This is a genomic window from Dysosmobacter acutus, assembly GCF_018919205.1.
GTDB lineage: Bacteria > Bacillota > Clostridia > Oscillospirales > Oscillospiraceae > Oscillibacter > Oscillibacter acutus.
Genome location: NZ_JAHLQN010000001.1, coordinates 1,935,776 through 1,956,024 on the forward strand (window position 1 = coordinate 1,935,776; position 20,249 = coordinate 1,956,024).

The 20,249-nt window shown below is 55.6% G+C and carries 16 protein-coding genes; 12 read left to right on the top strand and 4 right to left on the bottom strand.

What is annotated here, in order from left to right; genetic code table 11:
* Window positions 1-10 precede the first annotated feature (10 nt).
* Window positions 11-1,435 (bottom strand): sodium:solute symporter family protein, encoded by a 1,425-nt coding sequence (locus KQI82_RS09365; protein ID WP_216632507.1) that lies wholly within the window; start codon window positions 1,433-1,435, stop codon window positions 11-13.
* 298 nt (window positions 1,436-1,733) lie between these two features.
* Here KQI82_RS09365 and KQI82_RS09370 point away from each other — a divergent pair, with 298 nt between their 5' ends.
* Window positions 1,734-2,657 carry a LysR family transcriptional regulator gene (locus KQI82_RS09370; RefSeq protein ID WP_216632508.1) on the top strand — a complete coding sequence of 308 codons (924 nt, stop codon included), beginning with the start codon at window positions 1,734-1,736 and terminating at the stop codon, window positions 2,655-2,657.
* Window positions 2,658-2,727: 70 nt separating this feature from the next.
* Here KQI82_RS09370 and speB read toward each other — a convergent pair whose 3' ends face one another.
* The gene (gene speB / locus KQI82_RS09375; RefSeq protein ID WP_216632509.1) at window positions 2,728-3,651 is read right to left on the bottom strand and encodes an agmatinase; all 924 of its coding nucleotides are present in this window, start codon (window positions 3,649-3,651) and stop codon (window positions 2,728-2,730) included.
* A gap of 27 nt (window positions 3,652-3,678) precedes the next feature.
* Window positions 3,679-5,025 carry a YjiH family protein gene (locus KQI82_RS09380; RefSeq protein ID WP_216632510.1) on the bottom strand — a complete coding sequence of 449 codons (1,347 nt, stop codon included), beginning with the start codon at window positions 5,023-5,025 and terminating at the stop codon, window positions 3,679-3,681.
* Between the two features lie 395 nt (window positions 5,026-5,420).
* Between KQI82_RS09380 and KQI82_RS09385 the strand changes: the two genes are divergently transcribed.
* Complete coding sequence (locus KQI82_RS09385; RefSeq protein WP_216632511.1) at window positions 5,421-6,761, top strand: sigma-54 interaction domain-containing protein; 1,341 nt, start codon at window positions 5,421-5,423, stop codon at window positions 6,759-6,761.
* Between the two features lie 138 nt (window positions 6,762-6,899).
* Here the strand turns inward: KQI82_RS09385 and KQI82_RS09390 are convergent, their stop codons facing one another.
* A complete protein-coding gene (locus tag KQI82_RS09390) occupies window positions 6,900-7,823 on the bottom strand; it encodes a LysR family transcriptional regulator (RefSeq protein ID WP_216632512.1) in 924 nt (307 codons plus the stop codon).
* Between the two features lie 378 nt (window positions 7,824-8,201).
* On the opposite strand from KQI82_RS09390, the gene KQI82_RS09395 reads away from it, so the two are divergent.
* The 10 genes from KQI82_RS09395 to KQI82_RS09440 all read left to right on the top strand — a co-directional run bounded on the left by KQI82_RS09395 (window position 8,202) and on the right by KQI82_RS09440 (window position 20,204).
* Window positions 8,202-9,197: a TAXI family TRAP transporter solute-binding subunit gene (locus tag KQI82_RS09395; RefSeq protein WP_216632513.1), complete on the top strand. Its 996-nt coding sequence runs from the start codon at window positions 8,202-8,204 to the stop codon at window positions 9,195-9,197.
* Window positions 9,198-9,336: 139 nt separating this feature from the next.
* Complete coding sequence (locus KQI82_RS09400; RefSeq protein ID WP_216632514.1) at window positions 9,337-11,223, top strand: TRAP transporter permease; 1,887 nt, start codon at window positions 9,337-9,339, stop codon at window positions 11,221-11,223.
* A 31-nt stretch (window positions 11,224-11,254) separates the two neighbouring features.
* A complete protein-coding gene (locus KQI82_RS09405) occupies window positions 11,255-13,315 on the top strand; it encodes a hydantoinase/oxoprolinase family protein (protein ID WP_187333910.1) in 2,061 nt (686 codons plus the stop codon).
* Window positions 13,316-13,327: 12 nt separating this feature from the next.
* Window positions 13,328-15,064: a hydantoinase B/oxoprolinase family protein gene (locus tag KQI82_RS09410; RefSeq protein WP_241426676.1), complete on the top strand. Its 1,737-nt coding sequence runs from the start codon at window positions 13,328-13,330 to the stop codon at window positions 15,062-15,064.
* Window positions 15,065-15,412: 348 nt separating this feature from the next.
* Window positions 15,413-15,727, top strand: coding sequence for an ATP synthase subunit B family protein (locus KQI82_RS09415; RefSeq protein WP_216632515.1), 315 nt, complete (start codon window positions 15,413-15,415; stop codon window positions 15,725-15,727).
* Window positions 15,727-17,646, top strand: coding sequence for a V-type ATP synthase subunit I (locus KQI82_RS09420; RefSeq protein ID WP_216632516.1), 1,920 nt, complete (start codon window positions 15,727-15,729; stop codon window positions 17,644-17,646). The genes KQI82_RS09415 and KQI82_RS09420 overlap by 1 nt, the downstream gene beginning before the upstream one ends.
* Before the next feature lie 13 nt (window positions 17,647-17,659).
* Window positions 17,660-18,187 (top strand): V-type ATP synthase subunit K, encoded by a 528-nt coding sequence (locus KQI82_RS09425; RefSeq protein ID WP_241426677.1) that lies wholly within the window; start codon window positions 17,660-17,662, stop codon window positions 18,185-18,187.
* A gap of 14 nt (window positions 18,188-18,201) precedes the next feature.
* Window positions 18,202-18,882: a V-type ATP synthase subunit E gene (locus KQI82_RS09430; protein WP_216632517.1), complete on the top strand. Its 681-nt coding sequence runs from the start codon at window positions 18,202-18,204 to the stop codon at window positions 18,880-18,882.
* A 19-nt stretch (window positions 18,883-18,901) separates the two neighbouring features.
* Window positions 18,902-19,903, top strand: a complete 1,002-nt coding sequence (locus KQI82_RS09435) for a V-type ATPase subunit (protein ID WP_241426678.1) — start codon at window positions 18,902-18,904, stop codon at window positions 19,901-19,903.
* Entirely contained in the window at window positions 19,896-20,204 is a 309-nt protein-coding gene (locus KQI82_RS09440) for a V-type ATP synthase subunit F (RefSeq protein ID WP_187333914.1), read from the top strand. The genes KQI82_RS09435 and KQI82_RS09440 overlap by 8 nt, the downstream gene beginning before the upstream one ends.
* Window positions 20,205-20,249: the final 45 nt, after the last annotated feature.

Here is a 20,249-nt window from a genome sequence, read left to right on the forward strand (position 1 = left end):
CTGGGAGATATTACCCGTTTTTCTCTGGAGACAGCTTTACAAGGTGAGTCTTGGGACCGGCAAGGCTGACAAAAATGGTCAGTGCAAAGGAGATAACAACGGCCGCGGCGGCTGGAGGGATCGCGGTGGTGTTATAAAGCTGCCACATCACAGCGGCGATTCCACCGCCGACCATACCGGAAAGAGCGCCTTCCCGTGTAGTGCGCGGCCAGTAGAACCCAAGAACCATGGGGCCAAAGAAGGTTGCCGCAGTAACGCTGGTGGTGAAAGTGGTCAGCTGGATAATCAGCTCCGGAGGGTTCAGGGCAAGAAAACCGGCAAGCAGTCCGATGACCACAACTGCAATTTTTGTGACTTTCACAGACTGACTCTCGCTGACGCCTTTGCGGACCAAAGGATAGAGGTCACGTCCAACATATGTGCCGGCGGCAAGCAGAATGGTGTCTGTGGTGGACATAATGGCGCAGGCGATCCCGATCAGCAAAAGCATGCGGACGACGGTCGGCAATTCATAGGCAAGCGCAATGACGGCATTGTCCGCCGCTGCCAAATCAGGCAGCAGAATCCTTGCGCAGATACCAAGCAGAACAAGGATAATGCCGATTACGGTCCAGATCGCACAGGAGGCGGAGACCATGAAGCGGGCAGTTTTCACATCTTTGGCGGAGTACACCCGGATAAGGTAGTACTGTGTCGCGGCAATGCCAAGTGAGAAGCTGAGGAAGGTGGAAATGACCCCCCAAGGTCCGCCGGCAACTGTGATGGGATCCATGGCGGAAGGATTGACTTGGGCGATGGCGGTCTGCATGGCGCTGAATCCTCCAACCAGCTTGAGGGCAAAAGGAGCCGCAAGAACAATACCGATCACCAGTATCCCGGTCTGAATCAGGTCAGTATACACAACGGAGTACATGCCGCCCATTACGGTATAGAGAATGAAAACCGTTGTGATGATGAGCAGCGCTGTATTATAGTCAATCCCCAGTATGGTGGAGCAGATCAGAGAACCGCCCTTAATCTGGCTGACAAGGGTTGCGGTGAAAAGGCCCACCGTAATCACAGAGGAGATGACCATCATGGATTTACTTTCATACATGTTCTCGAACAGCTCCGGAACCGTATAGAGATGATCAAAGCGCTTTTTGATCGGATTGATGAACAGGAAGTAGATCAGATAAAAAGAAAACACACAGCCAAGCACATTGACCAGGGTCATGTAGCCTTTGGCATAACCGTTGCCCACGTATCCAATCACAGCGACCGCGCTGATGAAGCTGCCGGAGAACGTACCGACCGACAGCCACTTGCCGCAGCGGCGGTTGGCGACGTAGTAGCCTTCCGCGCCCTGGCTCTTTTTCATACCCCACCAACCGATGTAGAGCATAGCGATCAGGTACACAATAAACACACCGATGATAATACTCTTTCCGTCCATATTATTTTTCTCCATTCCTGTTTTTCTTGTCGTTTAGCTGTTGTCCTTTTTGGCCATATCGTATAGAAACAGGCCAAATCCAAAGATGATTGTTGCCGCCATAAGGACGGTTACTGCCATTGCTTAACGCCTCCTTTCCATACTGTTTTGCAAACAATTTGTTGACTTGACAATACAGTGAAGTTCTTATTTTTATTTTAATCAGGACAAGTCGGAATGTAAAATACCAGAAATAATGGTATTGTTATAACAGATTTGTTATGATATGATGACGATATCACCAAGGGGAGGGATGATTATGCTTTCAGTTGAAGAGGTCGAATTTGTTCTTGCCATCGCAAAGAATCGGAACATCACCCGGGCGGCGGAACAGCTGCACGTGGCTCAGCCGGCGCTGAGCCGTTCCCTCCATGCGCTTGAAAGGCGACTTGGCGTGTCCCTGTTTGACCGAAGCACGTCGCCGCTTTCCCTGACCTATGCCGGAAGCCGATACCTCTCCTATGCAAGGGATTATCTGTCTCTTGTGGAGCAGATGAAGCAGGAGTTTGCAAATATTTCCCTTCAAAAACAGGGCACGCTGTTTTTTGGCGTACCCAGTCAAATTGCAAATTACGTGATGCCCAAAAGCGTGGCCTCTTTTTGCAAGGAGCATCCGGGCATCCACATCGAGATGCGCTGCGGATCCACCCGTCAGCTTTCCGAGATGCTGCGTGAAGGAAAACTTCATCTGTCCATCTTAAGTGCTCCGCTGAGCAGCGACGGATTCGTAAATGAACTGATCGCCTATGATAAACTCTTCCTTGTACTCTCCCATACGCACCCTCTTGTAGATAAACTGCACCTGCTTAACAGCGATGATCCGCCAAGGATTGATCTGAAGCTCCTTGAAGATGAGCAGTTCAACATCACGGAGGCATTCTATCAGAGCACGGTTCGCCAGCTGTTTGAAGCGGTCGGCTTTGCCCCGTCCCGCATCACGTTTGTTCCAAATCTCAACATTGCTTGGGAGCTGGCGTCGAATGGAATTGGGGTTGCGCTCATTATGCAGTCCATGCAGCGTCACCGCAGCATTTCACCCAGCCCGATTTACTGTACGATCGACGCGCCTGAACTGACCATGCACTTTACGCTGACCTATCGGGAATCAGCATATACGGCCAGCAGTGCTCTGCGATTGTTTGTGGACCATTTTCGCCTGCTGTTTTCAGATCAGCAGATATAGAGGACAGAGAGAGGAGAACGCATGGGTAAACAGAAGGCCCCCGGGGAATTTTCCTCGGGGGCCTTCTCCCTTAATGAAACCCTCTGCTTTTTCGATACCAGTGTCCCATACACTCTGTCACAATCTTTCTTGCCGCGAACAGCGAACACAGCGCCGGGTCCAGATCGGGAGCTACCTCCACCACATCCATACCGACGACAGGAAGCTGAGCATAGAGGCAGCCAAGTATATTCAGCAGCTCCCGGGGATCCATTCCTCCGAATTGCGGAGTGCCCGTTCCCGCGGCATAGCCCGGGTCAAGGCAGTCAATGTCCAGCGTGATATAAACGTGTTTATGGCCGCGCATCTTTTCAACGATCCGCCTGGCGCTCTCCTCCCAGCCCAGGGCCCGGATATTTTTTGAGGTGAGCACATGGACGGGGTTTTCCCTGTAGAAATCCACCTCGTCCAGCTCCAGGGAGCGGATTCCGACAAAAAACAGAGAATCGATCCCCTTCACATGCTCCAACTCGATGGCTCTACGCTCCGTGGAGCCGTGGGAGAGGAGGTTTCCATTTTGATCGTTGCACAGGTCAAAATGGGCGTCGATGTGGATGATCCCAAAATCCTCGCTCAGCCCCCGGTCCAGCCCCCTCTGAACCGGGATGGTGGTGGAATGGTCTCCGCCGATCATCAGAAAGAACTTGCCATTTCTGGCGCAGGTGCAGGCGATCTCCTCCACCTGGCGGAAAAAGGCGTTATGATCGCCGCAGTCCACGTCTCCCAAATCCAGAATGTTCAGGTCTGAAAAGCACTCCAGGTCCTCAGTTGTGGGCGAGATGGTATAGGTAATTTCCCGCAGGGCCTTGGGCGCATTGCGGGCTCCGCTCCTGAACTGAACGGCGCCGTCATAAGGGACGCCGAAAATCACAACATCCGCGTCCTCCAGCGCAAGGCCGGGGCGGTTGAGCCCTGCCCAGAGGGCCGGGTCTTGAATGAGCTGACGGGTTTCCATGACAGCATTCTCCTTTGCAATTACGAATTAATAGAGCAGATTGGCCAGAAGCGTCATAACGACCAATCCAACGATGGTTCTCTCCATAAAGACCACAAATAATTTTCCAACGTTCAAGGGAATTTTGGACTGAAGGATCAGACTTCCGGTTTCGGTCAGGAAAATCACCTGCATCAGGGACATGCCACAGACGACAAACCTTGTCTCAAAAGAGGCGACGCGGGTCAGCAGGACGGCGGGAAGAAACATGTCCGCAAAGCCCACAAGGGTGGCGGGAGCGGCGGCGAAGGCCTCCTCCAGCCCCAGCAGCTGCAAAAGATATCCCATGGGCGTCGCGATAACCTCAAAAATAGTCGTGTACTCGGAAATGACCAGGGCGATGGTGCCCACCGCGACCACCAAAGGCATCAGGGTGAACATGATGTTCACATAGCTGGATACGCCGATTTTCAGCAGGGCGCCCAGGCCCGGGGCCTTTCTTGCCCGCTCCATGGCCTGCTCGGTGGCATATTTGAGAGCATTGACGTGTTCGGGCAGATCCTCGGAAAACGTGGATTCCTTTGTATAATATGTATTTGGAATCTTTGCCAGAGGGAAAATGCGGCAGCAGATAAAGCTGGCCACAATTCCGGCAAAGGACAAGCTCAGATAGAAGGGAAAGAAGACGTTTTGCAGGTCCACCATCGTGGCAATGGCCAGGGAATAGGAGATGGACACGGCGGAGAAGCAGGTTGTAATTGTGGCGGCCTCTCTTGCGGTATAGAACCCGCGTTCATACTGCTTGACAGTGAGGATGGTTCCCGTGGCGTTGCAGCCCACCCAGCTTGCCAGAAGATCCACCGTGGAGCGGCCCGGGAGGTGAAAGAGGAGCCGGGTGAACTTTCGGAAGAGGAATCCCGCAAAGTCCATAATGCCGAAATCAGTGAGACAGGGCATCAAGATCACGCCTAAGGCAAACCATGTGGCGATATTGGTCACAATGCCCCAGGCGGTTGCGCCGGTTGCCTCACCCCAGAGCATCTCGGGCCCCAGCCGGAGCAGGATGCATACGCCGAAAAGAGCGCCGATAAGCCGGATGACCAGATAGAGCTTTGAAGTGACAAACAGTTCGCTGAGGGTCGGGGTGTCCACAATTTTTTTGACGTGCAGGCAGGTGCCGCACACGCTCAAAACAGCGGAGATGCAGATAACGGCAATTAAAATATAGTCCACGACAGGAGCAATCACGTCGCCTAAAAAACTGGCGCACAGCCCATAGAGGAGCGTCCACTCTCCATTGACATAAAGCGGGACTGCAAAAAACAGCAGACCGATTGCGGAGGGGATTAGGAATTTTAAAAAGTCTTTTTTTGTATAATGGTTGGTTGTCTCCATGTTCTACCTCCTAAATACCTGCACAAAGTGATATGGAACCTATCCGCTTTGTGTTGATTGGCCGCGGACAAAAGGCCCAATACCCTCAAATGGAACGATCCCGGATGGGCTGCGCTTTATTCACCCCCTTTCCAGCAGCCGCTCCGTAAGGATGTTCGATCATATAAAAGCAAAATACGTGCCAATATGGCCTATTTCACCGTAAATGGGCTGAATGTGCCGCAAATGATGGACCGGAACACAAATTACTTGCTATTTGATACCGCTTGATAGTATGATAGGAAAAACAACAGAACGGTCCGGTTCCTAAATGGCTGCAATAAAGGGGCCCCAGGCCGTATTTTAGAACTAATCTTTTTAAATTTTAAAAAATTTTTTAAGAGGATGTATGGAAAATGATCGTTGAGTATATGGAACACATCACGAAATACTTCAGCCATGTGGATGCGATACTGTTCCTCAATACGGAGAACATCATTGAATACTCAGCGTATTTTTCCAGAGAAAAGAACAAATTCATTGCCGACGATTTCATTGGAAGAAACATATTTGAAATCTACCCGACCCTTACGCCGGAAAGCAGCGTCAATTGTCAGGTGAGAAGAAGCGGCAAGCCTGTATTGGGAATGCCCGTGACAAACTGCGATTATAAAAACAGGATTTTTCATTTCATCAGCAGCACCTTCCCGCTGTTTATCAACGGGGAAGTGGTAGGGACCGTGGAATTTTCCATTTACGACGACGAAAAATACATTGCCGAAAACAAATATAACTCCTCCGCCCTCTATCACCTGGATGATTTTGTCACACAGAACAGGGCGCTGATCAATCAGAAGGAGCATATCTTGAAAATCGCGGCCACGGACTCCTCCGTCCTGATCGTGGGGGAGACCGGCACCGGAAAAGAAATCATCGCCCAGTCCATGTGCACCCACTCTAAAAGAGACAGGATGCCGTTTTTGTCTGTGAACTGCTCCGCCATACCGCCCACCCTGATGGAAAGCACTTTATTCGGCACGGTAAAGGGAAGTTTTACGGGAGCGGTGGACCGAAAGGGACTTTTTGAAAACGCGAAGGGCGGAACGCTTTTCCTGGATGAGATCAATTCCATGGACATTCACCTTCAGTCAAAGCTGCTCCGCGCCATAGAAAACAGGGAGATTTACAAGGTGGGCGCAAGCAATCCCATTGCGGTGGATGTGCGATTGGTTGCGGCCATGAATCTTCCTCCGGCACAGGCGGTGGAGGAGGGCCTCTTGCGGTCGGATTTATACTATCGACTGAGCGTGGCCCAGATCAACATTCCACCCCTGAGAGAGCGCAAGGATGATATCCCGGCCCTTGTCCAATGCTTCATGCGGCAGTATCAGAAGAAGATGGGGAGGGGGATCCGGTTCATTGACGACGCGGCGGCAAAGCAGTTTCAGGACTATGATTGGCCGGGAAATGTGCGGGAGCTGAAAAATTTCATAGAGTATGCCTTTCTGGTTTGCGACGGCGAAGTGATCGGCCCATCTGACCTGCCCGAATACTTTCTGAGCAAAAAGGCCCCTCCTGATAAAGGAGAAGGCCGGCCCCGCGGCGGGACAAGTCTGAAGGACAAGGTGGAGGCGTTTGAAAGGGCTGAGATCGAAAAGGCGCTGGGCCTGTCCAGAAACTTGATGGAGGTCTCTGATTCCCTTGGGATTTCAAGGCAGACGCTGCAGTATAAGATGAGAAAATATGACCTGAAGTAAAGGCCACACAGTTGACGTTTCCCGGAATTTGGAAGAAAAACAGAGTGCAAAGAACATCTTTGCACTCTGTTTTTTGATTCTGTGGAGTTCAAGTTTTGGATGGGACAAAAAGCCGAGGGAAGTGACAGGCAGGATGTGCTACAGTTTATTATAGTAGGCAAGGGTGGTGTCCACGAAGAGTTTTGCGGCATTGGAGAGCTGTGTATTTTTATTATAAGTAAGGGAGATGGGATAGATCAGCTCCGGCTGACCAATGGTAAAAAAGGAGATATTTTCCGGAAGCGCCAGGGACTGGGTTGCGATTTCCGGAACAAAGGAAAAATAGTTGCCCTGTGCGGTCAGGTAGATTCCGGTTTGCAGGTTTTCAATGCGGATCACATCTGTGGGTGCAAAGTCCACCTTGGCAAAGTAATTTTCAATGGACTGAGCAAATCCCTGCCGGGTGGTGGTCATAATCAGGCGTTCCTGACGAAAGAGGCGGATATCCACATTAATGAAGTCGTTATAATCCGAATGGCTCAGCCGAAGCTGCTTCACAATGGGATGAAAGTTGCTGCCTACCAGCAGGATACGCTCATTTCCCAGCGGAATATGCTCCAGGAAGGGATAGCGGCTGGAAGCGCCCATCAGGCAGATGTCAATCTTATTCTTTGCGATGCTGTCCGCCAGAAAATCGGAAACCCCCTCTAAAATCTCCAGTTTCACAAAGGGATATTTCTCCTGAAACAGGGGGAGCACCTTTGGAAGAAAGCAGCTTGCACGCCACGGCCCCACGCCGATGCGCAGCGTCTCCACCACATTTTCCTTCAGATTTTCGATTTGTGTCATGCACTGCTTTTCCAGATCCATGCACTGGGTGACATAGCGGTAGAAAACCTCCCCGGACCTGGTCAGCTTCAGGGGAAGGGACTTGCGGTCAAATAGCTGTGTGTTCAAGGACTCCTCCAGACGCCGCAGGTATTTGCTCAGGGCTGATTGGGAAATCAGCAGGCGGTCGGCGGCTTTTGTGACGCTGCCGCACTCGGCAATCTCCAAAAAGAACGCGTATTTTTCAGAAAACATAGATGTACTCAGTCCTTTGTTTTGGATGGGGGTATGTAAAACATATTCTAAACAATTTGTGCAATAAAATCAAATTTTTCTGATTGGTTGGAGCTAATGCACAAAAAATACGGATACAAAATAGGCATAATAACTAATAAAAATCAGATTAAAAAGAATATGATTATTTCGTCATAACTATTTTGAAAATAAAGATATTTGCAAAGAAAATTGGGAAATGGTAGAGTGACAACAGCAATCAGTGATGAAGTTGTTAGAAAAAGTAGAGTGATAGAATAATCAACCATTCAGTGATTGCATGTCAGAAATGACAAAACCAACTACAAAAAGGGAGGAAACGCAATGAAAAGAGTAGCGGCTATCTTGTTATCAGGACTAATGGTATTGAGCCTGCTTGCCGGCTGCGGCTCCACCGGCGGAAGCGGTTCTGGATCTGCTTCCGGTTCCGGCGGAGGCGGCGGACAGACGGGGGGGACCGTCAAATTCTCCATCGGAGCATCTTCGGTGGGCGGCGGTTTCTACAACGGCGCTTCTTCGATCTCCACTGTTGTCAACTCCAAGTTAGACGGCTATGAGGCCACCGTCGAGGTGACGGGCGCTTCGGCCAACAACGCGCTTCTGACCCAGGCCGGTGAAATCGAGATGGGCATGTGTGCCACCGAGGTCATGTACGAGGCATACAACGGCATCTACGATTTTGAAGGCCAGCAGGCCTGCCCCGACATCCGCGCGGTTATGCCTGGCTGGGGCGGCATCTACATGTTTATCACTTTGGCAAATTCCGGCTTTGAGAGCCTCTATGACATTGAAGGCGTGTCTTGGTCCGGCGGCCCTGTGGGCAGCTCCAACCAGATTTTGATGAACCGTGTGCTGGATGTCTGCGGCATCAGCGTCGACATGTCCAACCTGCCCAACTCCGACGCCTCCCGTGCCCTGGGCGACGGCACCATCAAGGGCTTTACCCTGGCCCATCCCGCCTCCGCGGTCAGTGAGCTGGAGGCCACCAACGAGGTAAAGATCCTTACCATCCCTGACGACAAGGTGGATGCGTTCAAGGAGAAGTATCCCCAGTACGTGTGGCTGGATATCCCCGGCGGATATTATAAGGCTCTGCCCGAGGACACCAACAACGTGGGCCTTTACAACATGGTGATCTCCAACCAGAACGTGGATGAGGAGCTGGTGTATCAGGTGGTCAAGGCCTGCTACGAGAACCAGGATCTCATCAAGAGCATCTTTGCCCAGTTCGGCGACGAGATGTCCCTGGAGAACATCGGCTATTCCACGATTCCCTACCATGCCGGCGCGATCCGTTATTTTGAGGAAGCCGGCATCAAGGTCCCCGACAACCTGATCCCGCCCGAGTGCAAGTAAGACAGTGACTGATTGAGGATATGGAGGATATGTATGATGCGGGACATTGTACATATCCTCAATCTCAAAAAAGGTAGCAATCCCGTCTGCCTGAGCCATAAGCGCCTGAAGTTGCAAAGGCGCAGGAGGGAAAGAAAGTATGAGTGAAAAAATAGACAACATTGTGAAAAAGATTATCGCATTGATCGGCATCATCTTCGGCGTCTATCACATTGTGGTACTGAATTTTATCCCCCGGCCCGCCATGGCATTTCGCAGCTTCCACCTGCTGCTGGTGCTGCTTTTGACATTCCTGATCTATCCCACCTTCAAGCCGAAGGAGGGGGAGAAAAAGGACCTTGGCATCATAAACCTGATCTTCATCGCATTGTCCATCGCCAGCGTCGGCTACGCCTATTTCAACATTGAGAACATCCTGCTGCGCGGCGGCATCTTTACCACGCAGCTGGATGTGATTATGGGCCTCATCACGCTGCTGTGCGTCTTGGAAGCCACCCGCCGGACGAACGGGATGGCCCTGCCCATCATCGGCGGCGTATTCATCCTCTATGCCTTTTTGGGCCAATACCTGCCCGGCATGCTGGGACATTCCGGATACAGTGTCAAGCGCATCATTACCACCCTCTATACCTATGACGGCGTATTTGGTACGGCGCTGGATACGGCGGCCACCTTTGTGGTGATGTTCGTGATCTTCGCGGCGTTCCTGGAAAAGACCGGCGCCGGCGCCGCGTTCTTTGATCTGGCCTCCTCCGTTGCCGGAGCGGCCCGGGGCGGACCCGCCAAGGTGGCGGTAATCGCCTGCGCCCTGTTCGGCACCATTTCCGGCAGCGCCGTCGCCTGTGTGGCGGCCTGCGGATCGATCATCATCCCTTTGATGATCAAGATGAATTACGACAGGACTCTCTCCGCAGCTTCCGTTTCGGCGGCATCCATCGGCGGACAGATTATGCCTCCGGTCATGGCGGCCGGCGCCTTCCTGATGGCGGAATATCTGGGCATGAAGTACCTGGATATTGTGGTTGCGGCCATCATTCCCGCAGTGATGTACTTCTTCACCATCTGGATTTCGATTGACGCCATTGCCGCCAAAAACGGTTTGAACGGCCTGAATAAAGATGAGCTCCCCAAGCTGAAGGCGGTGCTGAAAAAAGACTGGCCCCTGTTCCTTCCCCTGGTGCTACTGATCGTTCTTTTGACAGTGGTGGGCTACTCCGCTATCAAGTCCGCCTTCTTTGCCATGGTGGCCTGCATTGTGGTGTGCATGTTCAAGAAGGAAACAAGGATGAGCTTCAAGTCCATTGTTGAGACGCTGATTGTATCGGCCAAGGGCTCGGCCTCCACCGCCTGCGCCTGTGCCTGCGCCGGCATCGTCATCGGCTGCATCAGCCTCACCGGCCTGGGCCTGAAGATTTCCAGCCTGATCATCGGCCTCTCCGGCGGCAACGTGCTGCCGGCCCTGATCCTCAGCATGTGCACGGCGATCCTCTTCGGCATGGGCCTGCCCACCACGGTTTCCTACATACTCTGCGCCAACGTGCTGGCCCCTGTGCTCACCAGTATGGGCATCGTGCCTCTGGCGGCGCACATGTTCATCTTCTACTTTGCCTGCCTCTCCGGCATTACGCCTCCCGTGGCCCTGGCCGCCTATACAGGCGCCGGCATCGCCGGCTCCAAGGCCATCCAGACGGCCAGCGAGGGCTGCAAGCTGGCGATTGTGGCATTCTTCGTCCCCTATATGTTCGTCTACAATACCGCTTTTTTGATGAACGGCGGCATTTTGGATATCCTGTGGGCCGTGCTGTGCGGCATTGTGATGTGCTATGCTCTGACCGCGGCCATCCAGGGCTATATGGTCAAGCGCCTGGGCGTTTTGCTCCGGCTGGCGTTCTTTGTGTGTGCGGTGTTTATGTTCCTCCAGTTCAAGATCTGCGACGTGATCGGCCTGGCAATCTTTGCCGTTTTGATGGCCCTCCTTCTGCTGCAGAAGAAGAAGGGCAACACGGTGAGCGAGCCTGCCGTCTGAAGAATTCTGAATAAAATTGAAGGGTGAGACTATGAGTTACAAAATTGGAGTTGACGTTGGCGGTACCTTTACAGATGTCTGTATGTTCAACCAGGACACCGGGGAAGTGAATGTCTATAAGCTGCCCTCCACCCCCTGGGACCCCTCCGAGGCCATCGGAAACGGCGTGAAGGAAATCCTGGAGCTGCACGGCGTATCCCCCGCAGCGGTGTCCAACCTGGTCCACGGCACCACGGTGGCCACAAACGCTACGCTGGAGCGCAAGGGTGCCAAAACGGCGATCATCACCACCAAGGGTTTCCGGGACCTGATCGAGCTGGCCCGCCAGACCCGTGCATCCCTCTACGATACCCAGGTGGAAAAACCCATCCCCATCATCTACCGCAAGATGCGCAAGGAGGTAGATGAGCGCATCATGGCCGACGGCACCGTATTCAAGGCGTTGGATACCGCCGAGGTGGAGCGGCTGGTGGATGAGCTGAAGGAAGCAGGGGCGGAGGCTTACGCGGTCTGCCTGCTGCACTCCTACATCAATCCTGAGCATGAAAAGCAGATCAAGGAAATCATCCTCCAGCGCCATCCTGAGGCCTATGTCTCCGTCTCCAGCGAGGTGCTGCCGGAAATCCGGGAGTATGAGCGCATGACCACCACCGCGCTGAACAGCTACATCGGCCCCAAGGTGGGCATCTACGCCAAACAGTTCAAGCAGCGCGTCAAGGATATGGGCATGGACCTGACTCCCTATATCAACCAGTCCAACGGTGGCCTGATGAGCATTGAGACCACATTTGAAAACCCTATCCGCACCGCGCTGTCCGGCCCTGCCGCCGGTGTGTCCGGAGCCAATTACATCACAAAGCTGGCAGGCGTAAAGAACATCATCACCTTTGACATGGGCGGCACCAGCACCGACGTCTCCCTGATCGAGAACTACTCTCCCAAGCTGACCACCGCCAAGGCCATTGCCGAATTCCCCGTAAAGGTCCCCATGACCGACGTCACCGCAGTGGGCGCCGGCGGCGGCTCCATCGCCTGGATCGACAACGGCGGCATGATGAAGGTCGGCCCTGAGAGCGCCGGCGCCTATCCCGGCCCCATCGCCTACAGCCGGGGCGGCGACAAGCCCACTGTGACCGACGCCAACGTGGTGCTCCACCGGCTCAATCCCAAGGTCATCTTGGGCGGCCGCATGGAGATCGACGAAGAGGCGGCCTACAAGGCCATTGAGGAGAAGCTGGCGAAGCCCCTGGGTATGAGCGCTCTGGACGCGGCCCGCGGCATCATCACCGTGGTCAACTCCAACATGGCCCGCGCCATCCGCGTGGTCTCTGTGGAGCGCGGCTATGACCCAAGAGAGTTCGTGGTGGTGGCTTTCGGCGGCGCGGGGGCCCTCCACGCGGTCAACGTGGCCAAAGACCTTGGCATCAACAAGGTCATGATCCCCTGCAACCCCGGCATCCTCTGTGCGGTGGGCCTTCTGGTATCCGATATCCGCTCTGACTATGTGAAGACCAGCATTGCGAACTTTGTCCCCGAAAATATCGACCAGATGAACGAAAACTTCAAGGAACTGACCGATAAGGGCGATGCCTGGCTGGATGATGAAAAGATCGACGAGGAGCATAAGGTCATCATCCGTCACGCCGACATGCGTTACTATGGCCAGAACTTCGAGCTGAGCATTGAGATCCCCTACAAGGAGATCACCAAGGACAACATCGACGAAATCCGCGACCTGTTCCATCAGGCCCATAAGCGGGAATACGGCTACTGCAACGAAGGCGCACTGGTGCAGATTGTAAACTACCGCGCCACCGCACTGGGCAAGGTTCAGACCATCGAGTTGGTGGAGCACCCCATTGAGGGGCCAGATGCCTCCGCAGCCGTCATCGGCAAGCGGGATGTGTACTTTGAAGAGGCCGGGGAGTATGTGGACACCAACATCTATAACCGCGACCTGATCAAGGCCGGCAATGAGGTCCAGGGTCCAGCCATCATCGAGCAGATGGACTCCACCATCGTGGTTCCGCCGGGACATACGGCCCGTGCAGACAGATATCTGAACCTGATGATCAGCTACGAGGCGAAATAAGGGGGCGTGGAAATGTTTAACTATATGAAGGTTGATCCGATCACTGTTGAGGTTTTGAGCAACGCGTTCATGTCCATCGCGGAGGAGATGGGCGGCATCCTGGTGAGAACCGCATACTCCACCAACATCAAGGAAAGAAAAGACTGCTCCTGCGCAATCTTCAACGCCAAGGGCGAGACCATCGCCCAGGCGGAGCACATCCCGGTCCACCTGGGGTCCATGCTGGGCATTGTGCAGAAGATCACCCAGAAGTACGACCCCAGCGAGATTGAGCCGGGCGACATGTTCGTCGCCAACGACCCCTACAGCGGCGGCGGTACCCATCTTCCGGACATCACCATTGCGGCGCCCATCTTCCACGACGGCGAGATCGTCGCCTATGTGGCCAACATCGCCCACCACAGCGACGTGGGCGGCCGGGTGCCCGGCAGCATGTCCGGCGACAGCACCAGCATCTTCCAGGAGGGTCTGCGCATCCCGCCCATTCACATCATGAAAAAGGGCAAACTGCTCCAGGACGTGATGGACGTCATCATGCTCAACTGCCGCACGGCCTTTGAGCGCACCGGCGACATCATGGCCCAGGTGGCAGCCAACACCATCGGCGCGGAGCGCACCGTGGATGTCATCAACAAGTACGGCCGTGACATCGTCCTTTCCGGCATGGAGGAGCTGATGAACTACGGCGAGCGCAAGATGCGTGCCGGCATTCATGAGATTCCCAACGGCGAGTACGAGTTCGAAGACTATATGGACGACGACGGCATCGATATCGGCAAGCGCGTGCCCATCCACCTGAAGCTGACAGTGAAGGACGAGAGCATGTATCTGGACTTCACCGGCACGGCTCCCCAGGTCAAGGGCGCGGTCAACGTGGTGGAAAACGCGCTGAAGGCCACGGTGTACTACTCCCTGAAGGCCATTGTGGACCCCACGTTGCCCCCCAACGGCGGATTCTACCGCCCCATTGAAATCTACGCCCCGGCGGGCACCCTGGTCAATCCGAAGGTACCCGGCGCCTGCGGCGCAAGAACCGACGCCTGCCAGCGCGTGGCGGACGTGGTGTTCGGCGCCATGGCCCAGGTGGTGCCCAGGCAGGTGATGGCCGGCTGCAACAGCGCCGTGACCACCGTCATCTTCTCTGGAAACGATGTGAAGCACGACCGGTTCTTCGTCTATCCGGAATCCCTTGGCGGCGGCTTTGGAGCCCGCTACAACAAGGACGGCCTGGACGGCGTCCACGTCCACATCACCAATTCCTCCAACCTGCCCATTGAGTGTATGGAAGCGGAGTATCCCATCATGGTGGACCGCTATGAGATCCGCAACGATTCCGGCGGCGCCGGTGAGTACCGCGGCGGCCTGGGCTACAGACGGGACTACCGTATTTTGCAGGATACCATCTTCGGCTCTCACGGCGACCGTCAGAAAGTGGCGCCCTGGGGACTGGAAGGCGGTCTGCCCGGTGCTCCCGGCCGGTTCGTCATCAACCCCGACACACCGGGTGAAAAGGTGCTGCCCTCCGCGAAATCCTCTGAGATTGAGCTGAAGGAAGGCGACATCATGAGCGCCCAGACGCCCGGCTCCGGCGGCTACGGCAACCCCTTCAAGCGCCGCCCCGAGTATGTGCTTGAGGATGTGCTCAATGAGAAGGTCAGCGCGGAGAACGCCAGGGAACTCTATGGCGTTGTCATCAATATGGAAACAAAAACAGTCGACGAGGCTGCTACCGCCGCTTTGAGAAAGTGATGCAGATCACACTCCCGGGCCAATTCCGGATCCCCTCCACATCCGAATGGGCCCGGGAGGTCAGGCGGCAGCGGTGAAACCTTGCAAAGGGTTGCGGTGCAAAGGCTGCACCGCAGTCTTTTTTGTTCTTTTGCCGGAAAAAGAATCGTCTGACGCAAAGCGGGAACACTCATATTGCAGAGAATCGGACATGGATAAGGATATGTTATGACAGTATTCAAAAAATGTCTGAATGAGAAGAGAGAAATGCTATTGCTTTTTTTGGTAAATCTTATATAATAAATGATGTGTTTTATTGCTGGAAGTTTCCATAATTTACACAATATGTAGTAAAGAAGGTGACACGGAATGTCTCTTGAGGCCATTGAAAAAATTTCGGGCGCCGAGCAGAGTATGCAGGAGGAGAAGGCTGCGGCTGCAACTTCGGCAAAAAAACTCCTTGCCGATGCCGAGCGCGACGGAAAAGCGCTTGTGGAGAAGACCAGAGCTGAGGCGGAGGAGCGCGGCAAGGCGCTGCTTGCCGAGGCGGAGGAGCGGGCGGAAAAGCGGACGGCTGAAATCATGGAGGAGGCCAGGCGCAGCGGAGAAGACCTTTGCCAGGCAGCCGCCAGCAAGATGACCGAGGCTACGCAGTTTATTGTCAGAAGGGTTGTGAGTCGCTGATGGCCATTGTCAAAATGAAGCGGCTCCGTGTCATCGCACTGGCAAGTCAGCGACAGGAGCTGCTGGACCGGCTCCTTCGGCTTGGCTGTGTGGAGATCAGTGAGCCGGGGGAGAAGCTGGCCGATCCCCAGTGGGCCCGTTTGCTGAGCAAGAACGGCTCTGCCCTGATGGATACCAGGAGCAGAATCACCGGCGTCAACGCGGCCCTCTCTGCCATTCGCAAATATGGAAAAGTGTCCGATGGATTATTTGTCAAGCGGAATGCCATCGGTGAGTCGGAATTTTTTGGACTTCAGGCATCACAGCTCAGCAATGAGGTCAACGAACTGCTCCAGACCCTGAGCCATCTGCAGGGGGAGGAGGGGCGCCTGATCGCCAGACGCCAGTCTCTGATGCCCTGGGCGGAGTTGGATCTGCCCCTGGAGCGGGAAGGGACCCAGTGGACGCTGTTCCGCCTGGCCGTCTGCCCGGCGGGAGCCGACCCCAGGGAGATGCGCAATCAGCTTTCCGGGATAGCGGCGGAGCTTTTTGAGGTCAGCGCCGACAAGCAGCAGCGGTATCTGCTGTTGGTCGTGCACCGCCTGGATGAGCAAAAGGCCATGGAGGTTCTGCGGCCCCATGGAGTCAGTCTCACGTCCTTCAAAGGCTATACCGGCACTGTATCTGAGAATCTGGCCCAGATCGACCGGTCGCTGGAGGAGAACCGCAAAAGCCAGGCGGAGACCGTGGAGTCCATCGCCTCCCATAAGGAGGACTACGGCAAGCTGCGCATCTATGCGGATCAGCTGAACGTGGCGGCTGCAAAGGAATCCTCGGCGGAGCGGCTGATGACCGACGGCACCATCGTCTTTTTTGAAGGCTGGGCGCCGGCGGACTCCATAGACCGGCTTCAGTCCCTCTTTGAGGAGAAGGGATGCGCTTGGGAGGCGGAGGATCCGGCTCCGGAGGAGTATCCCCAGGTCCCGGTGAAGCTGAAAAACAACCTCCTGACCCGGCCGCTGAACATGGTGACGGAGATGTACTCCCTGCCCGCTTATGACGGCGTGGACCCCAACCCGCTGATGGCGCCGTTCTTCATTTTGTTCTACGGCATCATGATGGCGGACATGGGCTACGGCCTTCTGATGATGATCGCCTCGGCGGTGGTGCTGAAGAAATACCGGCCCAAGGGCACCATGAGCCACTTCTTTGGGCTTTTGGGCCTGTGCGGAATCAGCACCTTCCTCATGGGCGCGCTCACCGGCGGATTCTTTGGCGACTTTTTGCCCCAGGTGGCAAAGATTATCAATCCCGACACCACCTTCACCGCGCTGCCGTCCCTCTTTACGCCGCTGGACGACACGCTGATGATCCTGGTGGGTTCCATGTGCCTGGGCGCGGTCCAGATCATCACCGGCATGGCCATCAGCTTTGTGGAAAAGCTCCGGCGCGGCGAGGTGATGGACGCCATCTGGGAGGAAGTGACCTGGTGGGTGGTCTTCGCCGGTATCGGGCTGGCCGTTCTGGGCGTGACCAACCTCCTGCTGATCGCTGGCATCGTGATGGTTTTGGTGGGCTCCGGCTGGAACGCAAAGGGCTTTGGAAAGGTAACGGCCGTGTTTGGCTCCCTCTATAACCATGTGACCGGCTATTTCGGAGACATCCTTTCCTACTCCCGACTGATGGCCCTGATGCTGGCGGGCAGCGTCATTGCCCAGGTGTTCAATACACTGGGCGCAATTCCTGGCAACATCGTGGTATTTTTGATCATCTCCATGGCGGGCAACGCCCTGAACTTTGCGCTGAACCTGTTGGGCTGCTATGTCCATGACCTGCGCCTGCAGTGCTTGGAGTATTTCGGGAAGTTCTACAAGGACGGGGGAAAGCCCTTCAGACCCCTGGAGATGAATACAAAATTTGTGGATATTGTAAAAGAATAAGGAGGAAATTATTATGACTGACATTGCACAGATGGTGGAACTCCAGCAGAGCCTCACATTCCTTGGAAGCATCGGCGGCCTGGCCCTGGCCCTGCTGGGCGCCGGTTTGGCGGCGGTCCTGAGCGGCATCGGAAGCGCGAAGGGCACCGGCATGGCCGGCGAGGCCGGTACGGGCCTGCTGTGCCAGGACCCCTCCAAGTTTGGTAAAGTCATGATCCTGCAGGTGATCCCCGGCACCCAGGGCCTCTATGGCCTGGTGGTGTGGTTCTTCGCCATCTTCCGCATGGGTCTGCTCTCCGGCACGCTGCCCGCGCTGACCATTGCCCAGGGCATGCAGTACTTTGTGGCCTGCCTGCCCATGGCGCTGGGCGGACTCTTCTCCGCCATCGCTCAGGGACGCGTGGCCGCCGGCTCCATCAATATCCTGGCCAAGAAGCCCGACGACTGGTCCAAGGGCATGGTGCTGTGCATCACCGTTGAGTTCTACGCCATCCTGTCTCTGCTGGCCTCCATGTTGATGATCATCAACATCAGCAAGTAAGCGGGGACGGAACCATGAACGGCATTGACAGAATCACAGACCGCATCCGACAGGACGTCCAGGCCGAGATCGATCAGATCCGCACCGAGGCGGAGGCGGAGGCGGTCAGGGTCCGGGCGGCCTACCAGGCCCAGGCGGACCGGGAGAAGGGCGAGTTAGACGGGCGCAGCGGGAAAAATGCCGCCGAGCGGGAAGAGCGCCTGATCAGCGTGGCCCATATGGAGGCCCGTAAGGTTACCTTATCGGCCAAGCAGAAGATGCTGGACGAGGCGTTTGACAAGGCGCTGGACCAGCTTTGCTCGCTGCCTGAAGAGGAGTATGTGGAGACGCTTGCCCAGCTGATGGTGCAGGCGGCACAGACCGGCAGGGAAGAGGTCATCTTCTCTCCGGAGGACCGCAGGCGCGTCGGCAAGGCGGCTGTGGCCCGGGCCAATGAGCTGCTGGCCAAGGCCGCGGCTCCCGATTTTCAGTTAGGGGACTCCAAGGTGGGGGCGCTGCTGAATAAGGTGGCCACCAGCGTGTCCGCGATGGCGCAGGGAACGGCTATGCTGACGCTCTCTGAAAAGACCCGTGACGTCCGCGGCGGATTCATTCTTGCGGACCAGAACGTGGAGGTAAACTGCACCTTTGAAACACTGGTGCGCCTCCAGAAGAACGAGATCGCCGGCGAGGTGGCCAAGATCCTGTTCTCGTAAGGAATTAGGAGGGACTGCCTTGAGTCATATCAAAGATACGGATTATCTGTTCCTTTCCAGCCGCATCAAGGCCATGGAGAACAGTCTGCTCAGCCGCGACCGCCTGGAGGAGCTTCTTGAGAGCCGCAGCGAGGAGGAAATCTCCAAGACTCTGGAGGAGTGCGGCTACCCCAAGCTCTCCGCCCAGCACCCGGAGGAGATGGATGAGGCGCTCTCCGCCGCCCGGCAGGAGATGCTGGAGGATCTCAGCGGATTTGCGCCGGATGGACGCTACCTGGAGCTCTTCCGGATCAAGTACGATTACCATAACCTCAAGGTGCTGCTGAAGGCCCAGGCGATGGAGACCGATCCGGGACATATGCTGATGAATCTTGGGCGCGTGGATACGGCGCTTTTGCGCGGGGCGGAGGAATCCGGGGAACTGGACGAGCTGCCGCGGGCCCTGGCGGAAGGGTATGTTGAGGCGAAAGAAGTGCTCCAGACCACTGGCGATCCCCAGCTGAGCGACGTGGTGTTAGACAGGCGCTGCTACAGGGAGATGCGCGACCTGGCAGAATCCACGGGAAGCGATTTCCTGGTGGGCTACGTGAAGACCATGATCGACGCGGTGAACCTCAGGACCTTGGTCCGTACGCTGCGCATGGGCAAGAGCCCGGAGTTCCTCTCCGGAGTGGTGTTCGAGGGCGGAACGGTGCCGGCGGACGCCGTATGCGCGATAGCTGTCTCCGGCGGCAGCAACATGGGCGAGGCCTATGCCTCCACCGTGCTGGCTGAGGCCGCCGAGGCGGGGGCCGCTGCCCTCTCCGGCGGACCGCTGACCCGGTTTGAGAAGCTCTGCGACGACGCGGTCAGCGACTATCTGGCCGACGCCAAGTATGTGGCCTTTGGCGAGGCACCGCTGGTGGGGTATCTGGCCGCCAGGGAGACGGAGTTTACCAACCTGCGCATTTTGTTGATGGGCCGGGCCGCGGGGCTCTCGCCGGAGATTATCCGGGAAAGGCTGCGTGAAGCGTATGTATAGAATTGCTGTGATTGGGGACTGGGAATCGGTGATGGGCTTCCGGGCCCTGGGACTGGATACCTACCCCGTGACCTCGCCGGATGAGGCAAGGGAGCTCATTCACCGACTGGCCAAAGAGGACTGTGCGGTGATCTACCTCACCGAGCAGCTGGCCGCCGGATTGACGGCGGAGATTGCCCGGTACAAGGATGAGCTGCGCCCGGCCATCATCCTCATCCCCGGACGGGAGGGCTCCCTTGGAATCGGAAAAGAGAGCCTCCAGCGGGCCATTGAACGCGCCGTGGGCGCGGATATCCTGTGAGCGGCGCCCCTTCTGGCGAATCTATCCTGAAAGAAGGTTTTCGTA

Excerpts from the sequence above, each read along its gene's own strand:
- KQI82_RS09365 (WP_216632507.1), bottom strand. The coding sequence starts at position 1,435 with ATGGACGGAAAGAGTATTATCATCGGTGTGTTTATTGTGTACCTGATC.
- KQI82_RS09370 (WP_216632508.1), top strand. The coding sequence starts at position 1,734 with ATGCTTTCAGTTGAAGAGGTCGAATTTGTTCTTGCCATCGCAAAGAAT.
- speB (WP_216632509.1), bottom strand. The coding sequence starts at position 3,651 with ATGGAAACCCGTCAGCTCATTCAAGACCCGGCCCTCTGGGCAGGGCTC.
- KQI82_RS09380 (WP_216632510.1), bottom strand. The coding sequence starts at position 5,025 with ATGGAGACAACCAACCATTATACAAAAAAAGACTTTTTAAAATTCCTA.
- KQI82_RS09385 (WP_216632511.1), top strand. The coding sequence starts at position 5,421 with ATGATCGTTGAGTATATGGAACACATCACGAAATACTTCAGCCATGTG.
- KQI82_RS09390 (WP_216632512.1), bottom strand. The coding sequence starts at position 7,823 with ATGTTTTCTGAAAAATACGCGTTCTTTTTGGAGATTGCCGAGTGCGGC.
- KQI82_RS09395 (WP_216632513.1), top strand. The coding sequence starts at position 8,202 with ATGGTATTGAGCCTGCTTGCCGGCTGCGGCTCCACCGGCGGAAGCGGT.
- KQI82_RS09400 (WP_216632514.1), top strand. The coding sequence starts at position 9,337 with ATGAGTGAAAAAATAGACAACATTGTGAAAAAGATTATCGCATTGATC.
- KQI82_RS09405 (WP_187333910.1), top strand. The coding sequence starts at position 11,255 with ATGAGTTACAAAATTGGAGTTGACGTTGGCGGTACCTTTACAGATGTC.
- KQI82_RS09410 (WP_241426676.1), top strand. The coding sequence starts at position 13,328 with ATGTTTAACTATATGAAGGTTGATCCGATCACTGTTGAGGTTTTGAGC.
- KQI82_RS09415 (WP_216632515.1), top strand. The coding sequence starts at position 15,413 with ATGTCTCTTGAGGCCATTGAAAAAATTTCGGGCGCCGAGCAGAGTATG.
- KQI82_RS09420 (WP_216632516.1), top strand. The coding sequence starts at position 15,727 with ATGGCCATTGTCAAAATGAAGCGGCTCCGTGTCATCGCACTGGCAAGT.
- KQI82_RS09425 (WP_241426677.1), top strand. The coding sequence starts at position 17,660 with ATGACTGACATTGCACAGATGGTGGAACTCCAGCAGAGCCTCACATTC.
- KQI82_RS09430 (WP_216632517.1), top strand. The coding sequence starts at position 18,202 with ATGAACGGCATTGACAGAATCACAGACCGCATCCGACAGGACGTCCAG.
- KQI82_RS09440 (WP_187333914.1), top strand. The coding sequence starts at position 19,896 with ATGTATAGAATTGCTGTGATTGGGGACTGGGAATCGGTGATGGGCTTC.